Source organism: Bacterioplanes sanyensis, from assembly GCF_002237535.1.
Taxonomy (GTDB): domain Bacteria; phylum Pseudomonadota; class Gammaproteobacteria; order Pseudomonadales; family Oceanobacteraceae; genus Bacterioplanes; species Bacterioplanes sanyensis_A.
Window position 1 is genome coordinate 1,839,043 of sequence record NZ_CP022530.1, and the last position, 15,424, is coordinate 1,854,466.

17 protein-coding genes are annotated in these 15,424 nt (G+C 53.4%); 14 read left to right on the plus strand and 3 right to left on the minus strand.

The genetic code is table 11. The features are described from left to right. Nucleotides 1–578 precede the first annotated feature (578 nt). Nucleotides 579–1,745, minus strand: a complete 1,167-nt coding sequence (locus CHH28_RS08700; protein WP_094059943.1) for a trypsin-like peptidase domain-containing protein — start codon at nt 1,743–1,745, stop codon at nt 579–581. An 80-nt stretch (nt 1,746–1,825) separates the two neighbouring features. Between CHH28_RS08700 and CHH28_RS08705 the strand changes: the two genes are divergently transcribed. The 3 genes from CHH28_RS08705 to CHH28_RS20050 all read left to right on the plus strand — a co-directional run bounded on the left by CHH28_RS08705 (nt 1,826) and on the right by CHH28_RS20050 (nt 3,438). Further along, the gene (locus CHH28_RS08705; RefSeq protein ID WP_094059944.1) at nt 1,826–2,584 is read left to right on the plus strand and encodes a Nif3-like dinuclear metal center hexameric protein; all 759 of its coding nucleotides are present in this window, start codon (nt 1,826–1,828) and stop codon (nt 2,582–2,584) included. 123 nt (nt 2,585–2,707) lie between these two features. Then, entirely contained in the window at nt 2,708–3,298 is a 591-nt protein-coding gene (locus CHH28_RS08710) for a transporter substrate-binding domain-containing protein (protein WP_199244035.1), read from the plus strand. Beyond that, nucleotides 3,295–3,438: a hypothetical protein gene (locus tag CHH28_RS20050; RefSeq protein ID WP_199244036.1), complete on the plus strand. Its 144-nt coding sequence runs from the start codon at nt 3,295–3,297 to the stop codon at nt 3,436–3,438. Before CHH28_RS08710 ends, CHH28_RS20050 begins: the two co-directional genes overlap by 4 nt. 218 nt (nt 3,439–3,656) lie before the next feature. Here the strand turns inward: CHH28_RS20050 and CHH28_RS08715 are convergent, their stop codons facing one another. Beyond that, nucleotides 3,657–4,028, minus strand: coding sequence for a hypothetical protein (locus CHH28_RS08715; RefSeq protein WP_094059945.1), 372 nt, complete (start codon nt 4,026–4,028; stop codon nt 3,657–3,659). A 48-nt stretch (nt 4,029–4,076) separates the two neighbouring features. After that, complete coding sequence (locus CHH28_RS08720; protein WP_094059946.1) at nt 4,077–5,198, minus strand: hypothetical protein; 1,122 nt, start codon at nt 5,196–5,198, stop codon at nt 4,077–4,079. A 257-nt stretch (nt 5,199–5,455) separates the two neighbouring features. On the opposite strand from CHH28_RS08720, the gene CHH28_RS08725 reads away from it, so the two are divergent. The 11 genes from CHH28_RS08725 to rpoS all read left to right on the plus strand — a co-directional run bounded on the left by CHH28_RS08725 (nt 5,456) and on the right by rpoS (nt 15,386). Next, on the plus strand, nt 5,456–7,081 hold the full coding sequence (locus CHH28_RS08725; protein WP_094059947.1) for a CTP synthase: 1,626 nt from the start codon (nt 5,456–5,458) through the stop codon (nt 7,079–7,081). Nucleotides 7,082–7,128: 47 nt separating this feature from the next. Next, entirely contained in the window at nt 7,129–8,424 is a 1,296-nt protein-coding gene (gene eno, locus CHH28_RS08730) for a phosphopyruvate hydratase (protein ID WP_094059948.1), read from the plus strand. 42 nt (nt 8,425–8,466) lie between these two features. Next, entirely contained in the window at nt 8,467–8,772 is a 306-nt protein-coding gene (locus CHH28_RS08735; protein WP_157729844.1) for an FtsB family cell division protein, read from the plus strand. Beyond that, entirely contained in the window at nt 8,769–9,470 is a 702-nt protein-coding gene (gene ispD / locus CHH28_RS08740; protein ID WP_094059950.1) for a 2-C-methyl-D-erythritol 4-phosphate cytidylyltransferase, read from the plus strand. The genes CHH28_RS08735 and ispD overlap by 4 nt, the downstream gene beginning before the upstream one ends. Further along, entirely contained in the window at nt 9,461–9,931 is a 471-nt protein-coding gene (ispF, locus tag CHH28_RS08745; RefSeq protein WP_094059951.1) for a 2-C-methyl-D-erythritol 2,4-cyclodiphosphate synthase, read from the plus strand. Before ispD ends, ispF begins: the two co-directional genes overlap by 10 nt. After that, on the plus strand, nt 9,928–10,929 hold the full coding sequence (gene truD / locus CHH28_RS08750) for a tRNA pseudouridine(13) synthase TruD (protein WP_094059952.1): 1,002 nt from the start codon (nt 9,928–9,930) through the stop codon (nt 10,927–10,929). Before ispF ends, truD begins: the two co-directional genes overlap by 4 nt. A gap of 1 nt (nt 10,930) precedes the next feature. Beyond that, complete coding sequence (gene surE, locus CHH28_RS08755; RefSeq protein WP_094059953.1) at nt 10,931–11,686, plus strand: 5'/3'-nucleotidase SurE; 756 nt, start codon at nt 10,931–10,933, stop codon at nt 11,684–11,686. A 22-nt stretch (nt 11,687–11,708) separates the two neighbouring features. Next, entirely contained in the window at nt 11,709–12,341 is a 633-nt protein-coding gene (locus tag CHH28_RS08760) for a protein-L-isoaspartate(D-aspartate) O-methyltransferase (protein WP_094062022.1), read from the plus strand. A 95-nt stretch (nt 12,342–12,436) separates the two neighbouring features. Then, the gene (locus tag CHH28_RS08765; RefSeq protein ID WP_094059954.1) at nt 12,437–13,396 is read left to right on the plus strand and encodes a DUF368 domain-containing protein; all 960 of its coding nucleotides are present in this window, start codon (nt 12,437–12,439) and stop codon (nt 13,394–13,396) included. 176 nt (nt 13,397–13,572) lie between these two features. Beyond that, the gene (locus CHH28_RS08770; protein ID WP_094059955.1) at nt 13,573–14,337 is read left to right on the plus strand and encodes a peptidoglycan DD-metalloendopeptidase family protein; all 765 of its coding nucleotides are present in this window, start codon (nt 13,573–13,575) and stop codon (nt 14,335–14,337) included. A gap of 80 nt (nt 14,338–14,417) precedes the next feature. Continuing rightward, nucleotides 14,418–15,386, plus strand: coding sequence for an RNA polymerase sigma factor RpoS (gene rpoS, locus CHH28_RS08775; RefSeq protein ID WP_094059956.1), 969 nt, complete (start codon nt 14,418–14,420; stop codon nt 15,384–15,386). The last annotated feature ends 38 nt before the right edge of the window (nt 15,387–15,424 follow it).

A 15,424-nucleotide genomic window follows, 5' to 3' on the forward strand; every position in this document is an offset into this window, starting at 1 on the left:
GTGTTACCTAACTACCTGAGGCCTGTTAGCACTATTTCGATCACGCTGTTTTGAGCTGAAAACCCTTCAATCAAGGTGTGAAGATGGATGTTTAACGAGTTATATGAAGGATGAGTAAAACAGTTTGAGGGGGGCAGCCATTGCCTTTATTTCGCTTTCTTGTTGGTCGTGGCTAAAGCCCATAGTTATGTCAATTAACTTGTCACTATCAAGGATGAGATACTGATATTGATGGATGTCGAAGCCAACGCTTGCAAGGCTCATGTCGTAACTCAGGCAGCGGTAGTTTTCTAATGCGACTTCTGGGCATGGCTGTGATATATGTCGTTTGGGTACACCGCTGCGCTGTACGCTTGGTTGATGACAGAATTGCTGAACCTTCAATGCCAGGCCTGCGGTGCTCGTATCTACCGTGCGCGAAACGTTATCAATATCTTGTTCGTGCTCAGGTCTTTTCCAATTTGCGACCAAGCATTGCCATAACCAATATAGCCATGACCAAGATAATCATGCACACATCGTTCTAATTACATCAGAACTCGGGTACCTCGATTCAATTAGATGCCCATGGCGGCGGTTTAACCCGCCGCCTGGGACTGGCGTTGCCCAGCTATGGCCTCCACGCGAATGGATTGACCGGCTCGTAATAAATCGATGGCAATGCGATCGCCTGGGCGCAGGGCGCCGATCTGATTCATGGCGGCGCGTGCGTCGGCGGCCGATTCGTCATTTATGTGGGTCATGATGTCGCCAATTTGCAGCCCGGCTTGTTCAGCAGGGCCGCCTTCGTACAGGCCGGTCACGATCAACCCGGTGAGAGCGTTGGGCAATTGCAGTGACTGCAATAAAGCCGGAGTGGCTTCTCGTACTTCAATGCCCAGCCAGCCACGGATGGCCTGGCCGTGTCGCGCTAGGTCGGCCAAGGTGCGTGTCGCCACTTCATTCGGAATCGCAAAACCGATACCTTCACTGCCACCGGATTTGGAAAAGATGGCGGTATTGATGCCAACCAGCTCGCCATAGGCATTGACTAAAGCACCACCAGAATTACCCGGGTTAATGGCCGCGTCGGTTTGAATGTAATTTTCGTAGGTGTTGATGCCCAGCTGGTTTCTGCCGGTCGCTGAAATAATCCCCAGAGTAACGGTTTGACCGACGCCAAAAGGGTTACCGATGGCCAGCACCACATCGCCAATATGCAGCTCACGCTGTTCGGCCACCGGGATGACGGGCAGGTTCGGTAAATCGATTTGCAGCAACGCCAGGTCGGCTTCCGGGTCGGTGCCTAATAGTTGTGCGGTGGCTTCGCGGCCATCGCGCAGCGCCACCACGATTTCATCGGCACCGCTGATGACGTGGTGGTTGGTCAATACATGCCCTTGCTCTGACATGATCACCCCAGAGCCCAGGCTTGATTGAATACGCGCGCTCGGCTCTCGGGTGCTGCGGAAAAACTGGCGAAAAAATGGGTCGTCAAACAATGGGTGGCGTTTTCGCTCAACGCGTTTGCGCGTAAACACGTTGACTACCGCCGGTGCCGCGCGCTCGACCGCATCGGCGTAGCTCACCGGGCCGCTCATTCCATGGCTACTACTAGCACTGCTGTCATTGCTGAGCGTTGCTGGGCTGGCCGGCGTTGGTAACACCCAGTGCGGCGCCCACAGCAAAATACTTTGCGCCGCGATCAAACCAATCAAAACTGGTAAAAGTAGACGTTGTACGACTAACCCCAGGGTGCTGGGCATGGATGAACCTCGTTATACTGTGGCCACTTAACAGAGTATGGCGGGTGACCGCTGATATGTATCCCATACAGGAGTGAACTATGACTGATCGCCGTCAGATTCTGAACCATCTGAACGAACTGTTGCAAAGTGATCGTATTCGCGATTATTGCCCAAATGGCTTGCAAGTGCAGGGGCGTGAGCAGATTCAGTCGGTGGTGACGGGCGTGACTGCCAATCAGGCGCTCATCGATGCGGCGATTGCGATGGGAGCAGACACCCTGTTGGTGCATCACGGTTATTTTTGGAAAGGCGAAGACGCCGCCATCACCGGGATTAAACGCCAGCGTTTAAAAGCCTTGCTGCAGCATGACATCAATTTGCTCGCTTATCATTTGCCGTTGGATATGCACCCGCACTATGGCAACAACGTGCAGCTGGCGCAGGTATTGGAACTGACTGTGGACGGTCCGATTAACCCATTCGATTTGACCATGCCGGGTAATATTGGGCGTTTGCCAAAGCCCATGACCGGGCGTGAGTTCAGTGATTGGATCGCCGAGCGACTGCAACGTGAGCCGCTGCATATTGGCGGCGACAACGACATTATCGAAACCGTTGCCTGGTGCACTGGCGGTGCTCAGGGCTATTTGCAGGCTGCCATCGATGCTGGTGTGGATGCTTACATCACGGGTGAAATTAACGAGCCGGCGGTGCATCTGGCGCGTGAGACCGGCACGCATTTTTACAGTGCAGGTCATCATGCGACGGAGCGCTACGGTGCCAAAGCTTTGGGCGAACATCTGGCAGAAACGTTCGATCTGCAAGTGACCTTTATTGATATTGATAACCCGGTCTAGTTTTGAGGCTCTGTCGTGATTGTCCAGCGAGCGACCTCTTCTACTTCCTTGGTATGAGCTAGTCTGTAACAAACCTGCTCGTTATTGGCGAGCAGGCTTTGTGACCATCATCGAGGAAAGCCTATGCGTTCTATCGCCCTGCTATACGCCAGCCTTTGCTGTGCGATTTTCAGTACTGCTGCCAAAGCGGAAGAAATTGTGATGAGTGTGGGACTGGCGTTACCACCCTACGTGATATCAGAAAATAATCATGGCATGGAGCTGGATATCGTCAGAGCGGCGCTGGCGGAAAAGGGTCATCAGCTGACGGTGAAGTATGTGCCGTTTATGCGCGTCAAAACCTCGCTGGAGGATGGCAAAGTCAATGCGGCAATGACAGTGAACGAAGCGTCCGGTTTGAATAATGTGCACTATTCGGATGTGCACATGACCTACCAGAACGTTGCCGTTGGTCTACAAAGCAAAGGTCATCAGGTGGCGAGTGTGCAGGATCTGGCCAGTTTTTCCATTGTCGCATTTCAGGATGCGACTAAGTATTTGGGGGCCGATTTTGCTGCGATGGCAAAAGCCAATAAAGGTTATAAAGAAATGGCGCGCCAGGAAGCGCAAATTAAACTGCTATTTACCGGGCGCACCAATTTAGTGGTCATGGATCGCAACATCTTTACCTACTACCGGGGGCAGAAAAAGAAGTGGATGTTAGCCCGGCAGTGACTTTGTTCGAGGTGTTCCCGCCAACAGACTATAAAGTGGCCTTTCGCAACGTCGGCCATCGTGACGACTTTAATGCCGGTTTAGCGGCGATAAAAAGCAGCGGTCGTTACCAGGAAATCATGGACAGCTACCTGAAATAGATCTGAGCCTGCTCTTAGTATTGAATCTAAAAATAAAAGGAGCCTAGGCTCCTTTTATTTGTTTTCTGGTTGAGTTTTTTCGTTTCTTTTTTGCTTTTTGCTGATGCGGCTGCCACGTTATGGCTATTTTGCCCGGCAATGAGACCAAATAGATTGAATTCTAATGGCCTGGCATCGCAGGGCTTTCTATATCGGCACTATGCGCTGTGGCATAGCATTTAATTGTTGGCTTTTATCTCAATCGGATGCTGCAACAACAGCTGCGACTCGCCATTATCCAATTGCAACTGAATGTACACAGTGGTGTCCTGTTGCACGTCGGCTGCTAGATAACGCGCGGCGACATCGTCCGTATGCTGCAGTTTCAACCGCTGCGGATCGCTGCTGAGCCAACGGCGCTTCACCTGCTTGCCAGTCTCTGACCCGGTGGTGGCACTGACCACCACTTCCTGCTGTGCCATGACTTCGTCGGGGCCATGAATGGTGCCGCTGAGATCTGGATTCATGTCTGGGCGCGCGACTTTTTGGCTGCACGCTGTCAGCAGCACCAGGCCAGCAATCAGAGGGAGTCGGGTCAGGGATAACGTCATAATATGTCCTGCATGATATTGGGGCTGCAGCAACAGCCCCGCTGTGGATTAACGCCGATCCGTCAGATCGTAGTCCGCTGGAACGTTAAAGCGGCTGTCGCGTTGCTGCGACACTTCCAGGCTGGTGACATCGTAGATGTAGGTCAGCACTGGCTCGTTCGGGTCTGGCGTAAAGTAATCGGTGGCTTGTTTGCTGGCTTGTTCTTGCAACAAGCTGCCAGCAATACTGCCGATGGAGCCCATGCCGCCGCCAAAGCCGCCGTCGTCATTGCCTTGATTTTGTGCCTGAGCTTGCTGGCGACGTTCTTCCGGACAGGTGTTCGATTCAACGTACCACTCAAACTTCAGCGACACTGGGTAGCCTTCGATGGCGTTCAGTTTTTTCACGATAGGCGATTGGCTGGTGAGCTGGCTTTTGTCGGTATCGCCTGTGATGCCAGAAATGACTTTGTAGACGTCATTGCTGAGGAATTTCGCCATTGGGTTATCACCGGCGACTTTAGCCAGGTAGCGCTCTTGGAACTGGCCATTGATTTCCCAGCTGCGTTGCATGGTTGAGGTGGCGTCTACCATCCACAAGTCGAGGGTGAACAAATTCTTGTCGACATTGCCATGCTGATCTTTAACGCCCATTTCCCAGCTGGCAATGTATTGGTCGGCATTAAAGCCGTTGACCACACGGCCTTTGGCCTTCGGGGTAACTTTAAAGGTGGTTTTCAATGGCGTCAGCTCACAGCTACCACCGGCACTGGGGTCGTAACCATCTTCTTCTTGTTCCATCTCACCGCCTTCCATTTTCTCCTGCATCACTTCCCACAGGGAGGCGCCACAGCCGGTTAGCGGACATTCTTTGTAGGTCTCATCATCGTTGTCCAGCAACCACAGCAGGTTGTTGTCAAGACGGGCGATGTCGCTGGTATCCGAGCCGCCAAACATGGAGTTCATAAACCAGTTGTCGAATTTAAAGGTGTAGTCAATGCGACGACGGTCCGGGCGGGTATACACCGTTTGTGTACCGCGTGAGTCGGGCAGCATCGATGCCGCCAAGGAATACTTGCTCTGCAATACGGCGGTTTCACGCAGTGGAGTGGTGTCCTTCGGTGTGCTGGCACAACCGCTGGTCAAAGCCGCCGCCACTGCCGTGGCCAATAACGTGTAACGAGTGTTCACAAAGACGTCCTTATTGTGAGTGAGGAATCAGTGCGGTGAGGATAACCAGCGCCTAATTCTAAGTCCATGGCCCGAATGGGCTTGACAAACAAGCTGTGAGCAAGCTCGCATCAGGGGTGTCGTTGGCGTGATTCACTCGCCAGCGCGCGGCGAAATAAATTTACCCGCAAGGTGATTTCTGCTAATCTGCCCTCCCATCTTGAGTGAAGGTTCCCAGCCTTCCAGCTAACACCTTATCTATAATTCGCGGACCCTCTATGACACGATTTATCTTCGTCACAGGTGGTGTTGTTTCTTCGTTGGGGAAGGGCATCGCCTCGGCGTCTCTGGCTGCCATTTTGGAAGCCAGGGGCTTGAAAGTCACCATGCTAAAACTGGATCCGTACATCAACGTCGATCCCGGCACCATGAGCCCGTTCCAGCATGGTGAGGTGTTCGTAACCGACGATGGCGCCGAAACCGACCTCGACTTGGGTCACTACGAACGTTTCATTCGTACCACCATGTCGCGCAAAAACAACTTCACCACTGGCCGCATCTACACCGATGTACTTGCGAAAGAACGCCGTGGTGATTACCTCGGCGGTACGGTGCAGGTGATTCCGCACATCACTGACGAGATCAAACGTCGTGTGGTTGAAGGTGCTGAGGGTGCCGATGTGGCACTGGTCGAAATTGGTGGCACCGTGGGTGACATCGAGTCGCAGCCGTTCTTGGAAGCGGTTCGCCAAATGAAAGTCGAGCTGGGCAGTAAGCGTGCTTTATCATTGCACCTGACTTTGGTGCCCTACATTGCCACGGCCGGTGAAACCAAAACCAAGCCGACCCAACACTCGGTGAAAGAGATGCGCACCATCGGCTTGCAGCCGGACGTGCTGATCTGCCGCTCAGATCATAAAATCGACGCCTCGGCGCTGCGCAAAATTGCTCTGTTCACCAACGTTGAAGAGCGCGCTGTGGTGCCGCTGGAAGACGCGGACACCATCTACAAGATTCCACGCATGCTGTCAGAAGCTGGCCTGGATGATTTGATTGTCGATAAGTTCGATCTGGCGTGCGGTGAAGCCGACCTAAGCGAATGGGACGCCGTGGCCGACGCCAAGCTGAACCCAGAGCATGAAGTCACCATCGCTATGGTGGGCAAATACATGGACTTGTTGGATGCCTATAAGTCGCTGATCGAAGCCATTGATCATGCCGGTATTCAGCATCGCGCCAAGGTCAAAATCCGCTATATCGACGCTGAAGACATCGAGCGCAAAGGCGTTGAATTGCTGGCCGGTGTGTCCGCTATTTTGGTACCAGGTGGCTTCGGTAACCGCGGTGTCGATGGCAAAATTCGCACGGTGCAATACGCCCGTGAAAACAAAATTCCATTCCTCGGCATTTGCCTGGGCATGCAGTCGGCGGTGATTGAATTCGCGCGTAACGTCGTGGGCTGGAAAGACGCCAACTCCACCGAGTTTGATCTGCACAGTGAACACCCGGTGGTGGGCCTGATTACCGAATGGACCGATGCCTCGGGCCAGACCGAAGTGCGCGACGAAAATTCAGATCTGGGCGGCACCATGCGTTTGGGCGGCCAAGAGTGTCGTTTGGCGCCAGAATCGAATACTGCCAAAGCCTACGGTGAGGACATCATCGTTGAGCGCCATCGTCATCGCTACGAAGTGAACGCCACTATTATTGCCGAGTTAGAAAAACACGGTCTGCGCATTGCTGGCCGCTCAATCGACGGCGATTTGGTGGAAGTGGTGGAAGTCGCCGATCACCCTTGGTTTGTGGGGTGTCAGTTCCACCCGGAGTTTACCTCCACCCCTCGTGATGGCCACGGCCTGTTTAAAGCATTTATCGCCGCTGCTCTTGAGCAGAACGCGAACTGAGTTTTGCCACCGGGCATACAGATTTAACCGACGGAGAATTATTCAGCATGGCTAACATTATCGACATCAAAGCACGCGAAGTTCTGGACTCCCGTGGTAACCCAACGGTTGAGGCGGATGTGACGCTGGAAGGCGGTTTTTTTGGTACCGCTTGTGCTCCAAGTGGTGCGTCGACCGGTACCCGCGAAGCATTGGAACTGCGTGATGGCGATAAAAGCCGTTACCTCGGCAAAGGCGTATTAAACGCGGTTAACAACGTTAATACCCTGATCAAAGACGCACTGTTGGGTATGGACGGCACCGACCAGCGTGCGCTGGACAATAAAATGCTGGAGCTGGACGGTACCGACAACAAAGCTAAGTTGGGCGCCAATGCCATTCTGGCGGTCTCTCTGGCGGCAGCCAAAGCGGCAGCGGCGGCCAAAGGCGTTGAGCTGTATCAGCACATTGCTGATATCAACGGCACCTCGGGTCAGTACTCCATGCCAGTGCCTATGATGAACATCATCAACGGTGGTGAGCACGCCGACAACAACGTCGATATTCAGGAGTTTATGGTGCAGCCGGTGGGCGCACCGACTTTCGCCGAAGCTTTGCGTGCTGGTGCGGAAATTTTCCACAGCCTGAAAAAAGTACTGTCGGCTCAAGGCCTGAACACGGCGGTGGGCGATGAAGGCGGTTTTGCTCCTAACTTGGCGTCGAACGCCGATGCGCTGGCTGCAATTAAAGAAGCCTGTGCGGGTGCTGGCTACGAGCTGGGTAAAGACATCACGCTGGCATTGGATTGTGCGTCATCTGAGTTCTACAAAGATGGCAACTACGATCTGCAGGGTGAAGGCAAAGTCTTTAGTGCTGAGCAGTTCTCTGACTATCTGGCGGAGCTGTGCGACCAGTATCCGATCGTTTCTATTGAAGACGGTCAGGATGAGTCGGATTGGGCTGGCTGGAAGTATCAAACCGAGAAGCTGGGCAGCAAGATACAGCTGGTCGGTGACGATCTGTTTGTGACCAATACCAAAATTTTGGCCGAAGGCATCGAGAAAAACATCGCCAACTCCATCCTGATCAAGTTCAATCAGATCGGCTCGCTGAGCGAGACTTTGGATGCGATCAAAATGGCCAAAGACGCCGGTTACACCGCGGTGATTTCTCACCGCAGCGGTGAAACGGAAGACACCACCATTGCCGATCTGGCTGTGGGCACCTGTGCTGGCCAAATTAAAACCGGCTCATTGTGCCGCAGCGATCGAGTGGCTAAGTACAACCGCCTGCTGCGCATCGAAGAGCAGCTGGGCAGCCAAGCTCCTTACCATGGCCGCAAGGAAATCAAAGGCCAGGCGTAATACCAAGCGGGCCGAGGCCCGCTTTTTTGTTTGGATATGAATATGATGTTGTCTGCCCGTCGTTGGTTATGGCTTGCTCTGTTGAGCGGAGGCTTATTGCTGTTGGTGCTGCAATATCGTCTATGGCTCGACGACAGCGGCATAATCGCCAGTCGTCAGCTGCAACAGTACATCAGTGACTTGCGCCATAAAAACACCGTGCAGCAACAGCACAACGACGAACTGCTGGCTGAAGTGCAAGATTTAAAACGCGGTACCGAGTTATTGGAAGAGTACGCGCGAGAGGACCTCAGCCTGGTGCGCGAGGGGGAAACCTTTATCTTATTTGCCGATCCGGAACAGCCATGACCATTTGGCCCATTATTCCAGCTGCTGGTGTTGGCAGTCGCATGCAGGCAGATCGTCCCAAGCAATATTTGACCTTGGCCAATGGCTTACTGATCGACCACACCTTGCGGTTGTTATTGGATCATCCAGCGTGTCAGCAAGTGGTGCTGGCGTTGGCCACGGACGATCCATATTGGCGTGGCAGTGAGTTTTCTGACGATGCACGCATCTTGCGCGTGGCGGGCGGCCAAGAGCGTTGCCATTCGGTGTTGAACGCTCTCAACGCAATATTGGATCAAGCCCACGATGACGATTGGGCGTTGGTGCACGATGTTGCTCGCCCTTGTCTGCATCACAGTGATATTGATGCCTTACTGGCAGCAGCCCAGCAACATCCGCAGGGAGCCCTGCTGGCCACACCAACTCGCGACACTATGAAGCGCGGCAACAGCGAGCAGTGTGTGCAGCACACGGTGGAGCGCGAACAATTGTGGCATGCACTGACGCCGCAATTGTTTCCACTAAAAGCTCTGCATCAGGCGTTAGAACAATGCTTGGCGCAGCAACTGACCGTCACCGACGAGTGTTCCGCGATGGAGCACATGGGCTGGCAACCACGCTTGGTAGAAGGTCGCAGTGACAACATTAAAATAACTCGACCAGCGGATCTGGCGCTGGCCGAATGGTTTTTGCAACAGCGGGAAGCTCCATGCGAATAGGACATGGTTTTGATGTGCACGCCTTTGAAGCGGGCGATTTTGTAATGTTAGGTGGGGTCAAAATTCCCCACAGTCATGGTTTAAAAGCCCACTCGGATGGTGATGTGGCACTGCACGCACTTGCGGATGCGCTGCTGGGTGCCGCAGCGATGGGCGACATTGGTCAACACTTTCCCGATACCGATCCGCAATGGCAAGGAGCAGACAGCCGCGCGTTGCTGCGCCACGTGATGGGGCTGTTGCAACAGCAAGGCTACCGTTTAATGAATGCCGATGTGACGGTGATTGCTCAGGCACCCAAGCTGGCACCGCACATCCAAGCCATGCGCAGCTGCATCGCAGACGATCTGCAAGTGGAGTTGGGGGCCATCAATGTCAAAGCAACCACCACCGAAAAGCTCGGCTATGTGGGCCGCAAAGAAGGCATCGCAGTGCATGCGGTGGTGTTGATCAGCCAATGACAGAATTTCTCTTACCCGATTGGCCCAAGGCTTATCTAACACCGCAGGTGAGCGGACAGTACCGCGTCACCAATGCTGATTTTTGCGTCACCGAGCTGCCCCTCGAGCAGCCCAGCGACGAGGGCGAGCACGTTTGGTTAGAAATTGAGAAAAATGGCGCCAATACCGCTTGGGTTGCCAAGCGTTTGGCTGAGCTGGCGGGCGTGCGCGATATGGATGTCGGCTATGCCGGACTCAAAGATCGCCATGCTATCACTCGCCAATGGTTCAGCATTTATTTACCCAGAGTCGAGGCGCCTGATTTTTCCCAGCTGAACGATGACGAAATGCAGGTTTTGTCTCAGCAGCGCCATGTGCGCAAGCTGCGTCGCGGCGATTTAGCCGGCAACGAATTTCGTCTTCATCTGCGGCATTTGAGCGGTGATATTGCTGCACTGGACGCTGTGCTGCAGCAGATCAAAGCCCAAGGTGTGCCTAACTATTTTGGCGAGCAGCGCTTTGGTCACGGAGGTCATAATGTGGTCTCAGGCCTTGCTATGTTGCGCGGCGAGTTTAAAGTCAAAAACCGCAACAAGCGCAGTCTGTATCTGTCGGCCGTTCGCTCCTTGCTGTTTAATCAAGTGATCGCATCGCGTATGCAACAGCCGGGCTGGTTACAGGCGCTGGACGGCGATGTTCTTGATGAACAAGGGCTGATCACAGCGCCGTTGTGGGGGCGTGGGCGTTTAGCCAGCAGTGAACAGGCCTTGGCACTGGAAACCGCAGTGGCGGACGAATATCGCGAAGCCTGTGATGGCATGGAACACGCTGGACTTAAACAAGAACGTCGCGCCATAGTATCGCAGCCGTTGCAGTTGCAATGGCAGCAGCCGCAGTCAGATGAACTGGTATTGAGTTTTATCTTGGCGCCGGGTCATTACGCCACGTCGGTGTTGCGTGAGCTCGGTCAGTTCAGCAGTGCGGCACAGCGAGCGGATCAGTTGCCTTCAGGACAGTAAAATGACGTTACTTCTTTCCAATGACGACGGTGTGCATGCACCTGGGTTAAGAGCTTTGACCGAAGCCCTGCAACAGCATGGCTACGACACCCATACGGTTGCCCCTGACCGAGATCGCAGTGGTGCCAGCAATTCTCTGACCCTGGATCGCCCGTTGCATCCGATTCAACTGGACACAGGTGCCATCAGTGTCAACGGCACGCCCACCGACTGTGTGCATCTGGCGGTGAATGCGTTTTATCAGGACCAATGTGAGCGTGTGATCTCTGGCATCAATGCCGGTGCTAACTTGGGCGATGACGTGCTGTATTCCGGCACCGTGGCGGCAGCGATGGAAGGGCGCTTTTTGGCGCTGACACCGATTGCCATTTCCCTAGCCGGCAGCCGTCATTTTGCCACCGCCGCGCGAGTATTGATTGAGTGGTTGCCGCGTTTGTCAGACCTGTGCCTGCCGACCAACAGCATTATTAATATCAATGTACCGGACCGCCCTTACGATGAGTTGAACGGTGTCGAAGTAACGCGCCTTGGCCATCGCCAGCGCTCTGATAATCCGGTGCTGACCACCAATCCTCGTGGCAAGGATTGTTATTGGATATCCGCCGCCGGCGATGTCGCCGATGCTGGGCCGGGTACCGACTTCCATGCCATTGAGCACGGACGGGTGTCCATTACTCCGATACAAATGGACATGACGCTGCATGCGGCCATGGCATCAATGGCCGCTTTGATCGAACAGGATACCAGCGGTGAATGAGCAACTGCTGGCCGGCATTGGCATGACATCCCAGCGCACTCGTAATCGGTTGATTCAGCGACTGCGCCAAGCAGGCATTGCCAATGAGCAAGTACTGTCGGTGATGGCCAATACCCCGAGGCATATGTTCGTCGATGAAGCATTGGGACAGCGCGCCTACGAAGACACGGCGCTGCCCATCGGCCATGGTCAGACCATCAGCCAGCCTTATACGGTAGCGCGGATGACCGAAGTACTGCTGCAAGGCGGACCGTGCAACAAGGTCCTGGAAATTGGGACCGGCTCTGGTTACCAAACAGCGATCCTGAGCCCTTTGGTCACGAAGGTATACAGTGTTGAGCGCATCGCTGCCTTGCAAAAAAAAGCGCAGCAACGCATTCGCCAGCTCAAACTGAGAAACGTCAGCATGAAATTGTCTGATGGCGGTTGGGGCTGGCCTGAAGTGGGTCCATTTGATGGCATTTTGGCTGCTGCCGCGCCTGAAACGGTGCCACCGACCTTGCTTGAGCAGCTGGCGCAAGGCGGTCGTTTAGTCATTCCGATTGGCGGTGACAAGCAAATCTTAATGTTGATCACGCGAACGGACGGCGGCTTTGAACACCAAGAATTGGAAGCCGTGAACTTTGTACCGTTTCTGCCAGGCGTCCTGCGCTAGCCTGCTCAAGGGCGCCCAATTGACCATTCCTCGCTTGCAAAGTGGACTCGTTCGGGCACACTCCGCGCAATTCTGATCAATCTATGGACATAGGGATGAAGCATTTCTGGCTGTTTCTAAAGGGTATGGCTATGGGAGCAGCGGACGTTGTTCCTGGTGTGTCGGGTGGCACGGTGGCTTTTATTACGGGCATCTACACCGAACTGCTGGATTCAATTAAAAGCATCAGCTTCAACACTTTGAGTGTATGGCGGCAGCAGGGTCTGGCTGCTGCTTGGCGATCCATCAACGGCACCTTCTTGTTGGTATTGGGCGCAGGGATTCTGACGGCGTTGGTAAGCCTGGCGCGACTGCTGCACTATCTTCTGGCCCATCATCCAGAGTACCTGTGGTCGTTTTTCTTCGGTCTCATCATCTTATCGAGTTGGCACGTCGGCCGCGAAATTCGTCGTTGGCAAGCCGATACTATTGGGCTGCTGCTGGCCGGGTGTGCGCTGGCTGCTGGCATTAGCCTGGCCGCTCCCACCGAAATAGCAGCCACGCCACTGACTCTGGTGTTGGCCGGCTCGATTGCCATCTGTGCCATGATTCTGCCAGGCATTTCAGGCAGCTTTATTCTATTGCTGATGGGACTGTACCCGACGGTCATTGCAGCCATTAAATATTTTGATTTCTCTACCCTGGGCTTGTTCGCAGTCGGTGCGGGCGTAGGACTGGTATTGTTTTCGCGGGTATTGAGCTGGCTGCTGCATCACCATCGCCAGCGCACCTTCGCGCTACTGACTGGGTTTATGCTGGGATCTCTGGTCAAAATCTGGCCTTGGAAAGAAACGCTGAGCACACGTATCAACAGCAAGGGAGAGTCCGTGCCCTTTATCCAAGTGAACCAATGGCCAGACTGGAATGATGTCAATATGCTGACTGGTTGCCTGCTGTTGATGGCCTTGGGGGCCTTGTTTGTGTGGCTGTTGGAACAGGTGGCTGGGCCAAATAACCTTGTCACTAATGATGAAAAAGACAGCAGTTCGAATAAATTGACCAGTGTCAATAAGTAACAGCGTGTAACTTTGGACGTGTTACGCCAAAGCAACGTAAAAAAAGATTTTTTTTAGACTTATAAAGAATTTAAAACTAGATTCTTATTCTGTATTGATGGGCGGGACGACGGTAAGAATGTCCTACAAAAAAATGTCACTTTAGGGTGTCAAAAAACAACCATCCGCGAGGCACGATGAACAAATCGGTTACTGTCATATTAGTCACAATAATAACTTTGGCGACGGGGTGTACAGCCAACCGAGAATTTGTATCAGTTGAGGAAAAGTTTGGCGGCCGTCAAAAAGCGTCGGGTTTTCATATAGTGGAAGCAGGCGACACTTTGTACTCAATTGCGTGGCGCCATGGAATCGATTTCAGAGAGTTAGCGAGTGCTAACTCTATTTCTTCGCCCTATACTATACACCCCGGTCAAAAAATTGACCTTAAAGCTAAGCCGGTTGTTTCTAGCCCCAGACCAACGGCTGATGTCGGAAAACCGTCAACCCGTCCAGTGACCATACCTGTCAGAAAACCCTCTCCTGCCGAAATCGGTCAGAACCCGCCAAAAATTGTCGTCAAAAGTGGCCAACCTGAATGGCAATGGCCATTGAACGGTCGTTTAATTCGTCAGTTTTCGATGAAAAAGCCCATCAACAAGGGGATTGATATCACCGCGCCATTGGGAGACTCTGTTTTGGCAGCAGCGGCCGGCACCGTGGTTTACGCGGGACGGGGCTTGAGAGGATACGGAAACTTGGTGATCGTAAAACACGACGACACCTACCTAAGTGCCTACGCCCATGCCAGCCGGATTTTGGTCAGCGAACAAGAAATGGTTAAAGCTGGCCAAAAGATTGCCGAGATAGGTTCTACGGGGACCGACAGTGTCAGATTGCACTTTGAGATCCGTAAGAATGGTAAGCCAGTTGATCCGCTCAAGTATCTGCCTCCCCGGTAGAGCGGGCAACCCACATTAAAGCTCCCCCCGTTGGCCTGATGGGGAAGGCCGGGGGCAAGCAGAGAAAAGGCGGGATAATCATGGCATTACAACAAAGAGAACTGCGTGAAGATGAAGTGTTTGAAGATGTTGAATCTTTGATACTGGTCGATAACTCCGACACGGACAGCAGTAAGGAAGAAGAACGCTTTGCCGCAGACACTTCCCACAAAGCATTGGATGCCACCCAACTGTATTTAAACGAAATCGGCTTCTCGCCCTTACTGTCAGCGGAAGAAGAGGTGCATTACGCCCGTCTGGCACGCAAAGGTGATGAAATGGGTCGCCGACGCATGATCGAAAGTAACTTGCGGTTGGTGGTGAAGATTTCCCGTCGTTATGTCAATCGCGGACTGTCGCTGCTGGATCTGATCGAAGAAGGTAACTTGGGTCTGATTCGTGCGGTAGAAAAGTTCGACCCTGAGCGGGGTTTCCGCTTCTCGACTTACGCGACTTGGTGGATCCGCCAAACCATCGAACGCGCAATTATGAATCAGACGCGCACCATCCGATTGCCGATTCATGTAGTCAAAGAACTGAACGTTTACCTGCGTGCAGCGCGCGAGCTTGCGCAAAAGCTGGACCATGAGCCAACCGCCGAAGAGATAGCGCATCTGCTCGACAAGCCGGTCGACGATGTTAAACGCATGCTCAAGCTTAACGAGCGCGTGACATCCGTTGACACGCCGCTGGGTCCCAGCTCAGATAAGTCGATTCTCGATACAATTGCTGACGACGGCGTTGCAGACCCAAGTGATGAGCTGCAACTGCAGGATATCCACAGCAATCTGGATCGTTGGATTTCCGAGTTGCCGGAAAAACAATGCGAAGTACTGTCGCGTCGCTTCGGCCTGCGTGGCTACGAGACCAGCACGTTAGAAGAGGTTGGACGTGAAATTGGCCTCACGCGTGAGCGTGTTCGGCAAATACAGGTAGAAGCGTTACGCCGTCTGCGTGAGATCATGGAAAAACAGGGGTTGAATGCAGCCACGCTGTTCAGCGATCTCTGATCTGACGCCCCATCCATACGAATAAAAAAGGCCGCGAT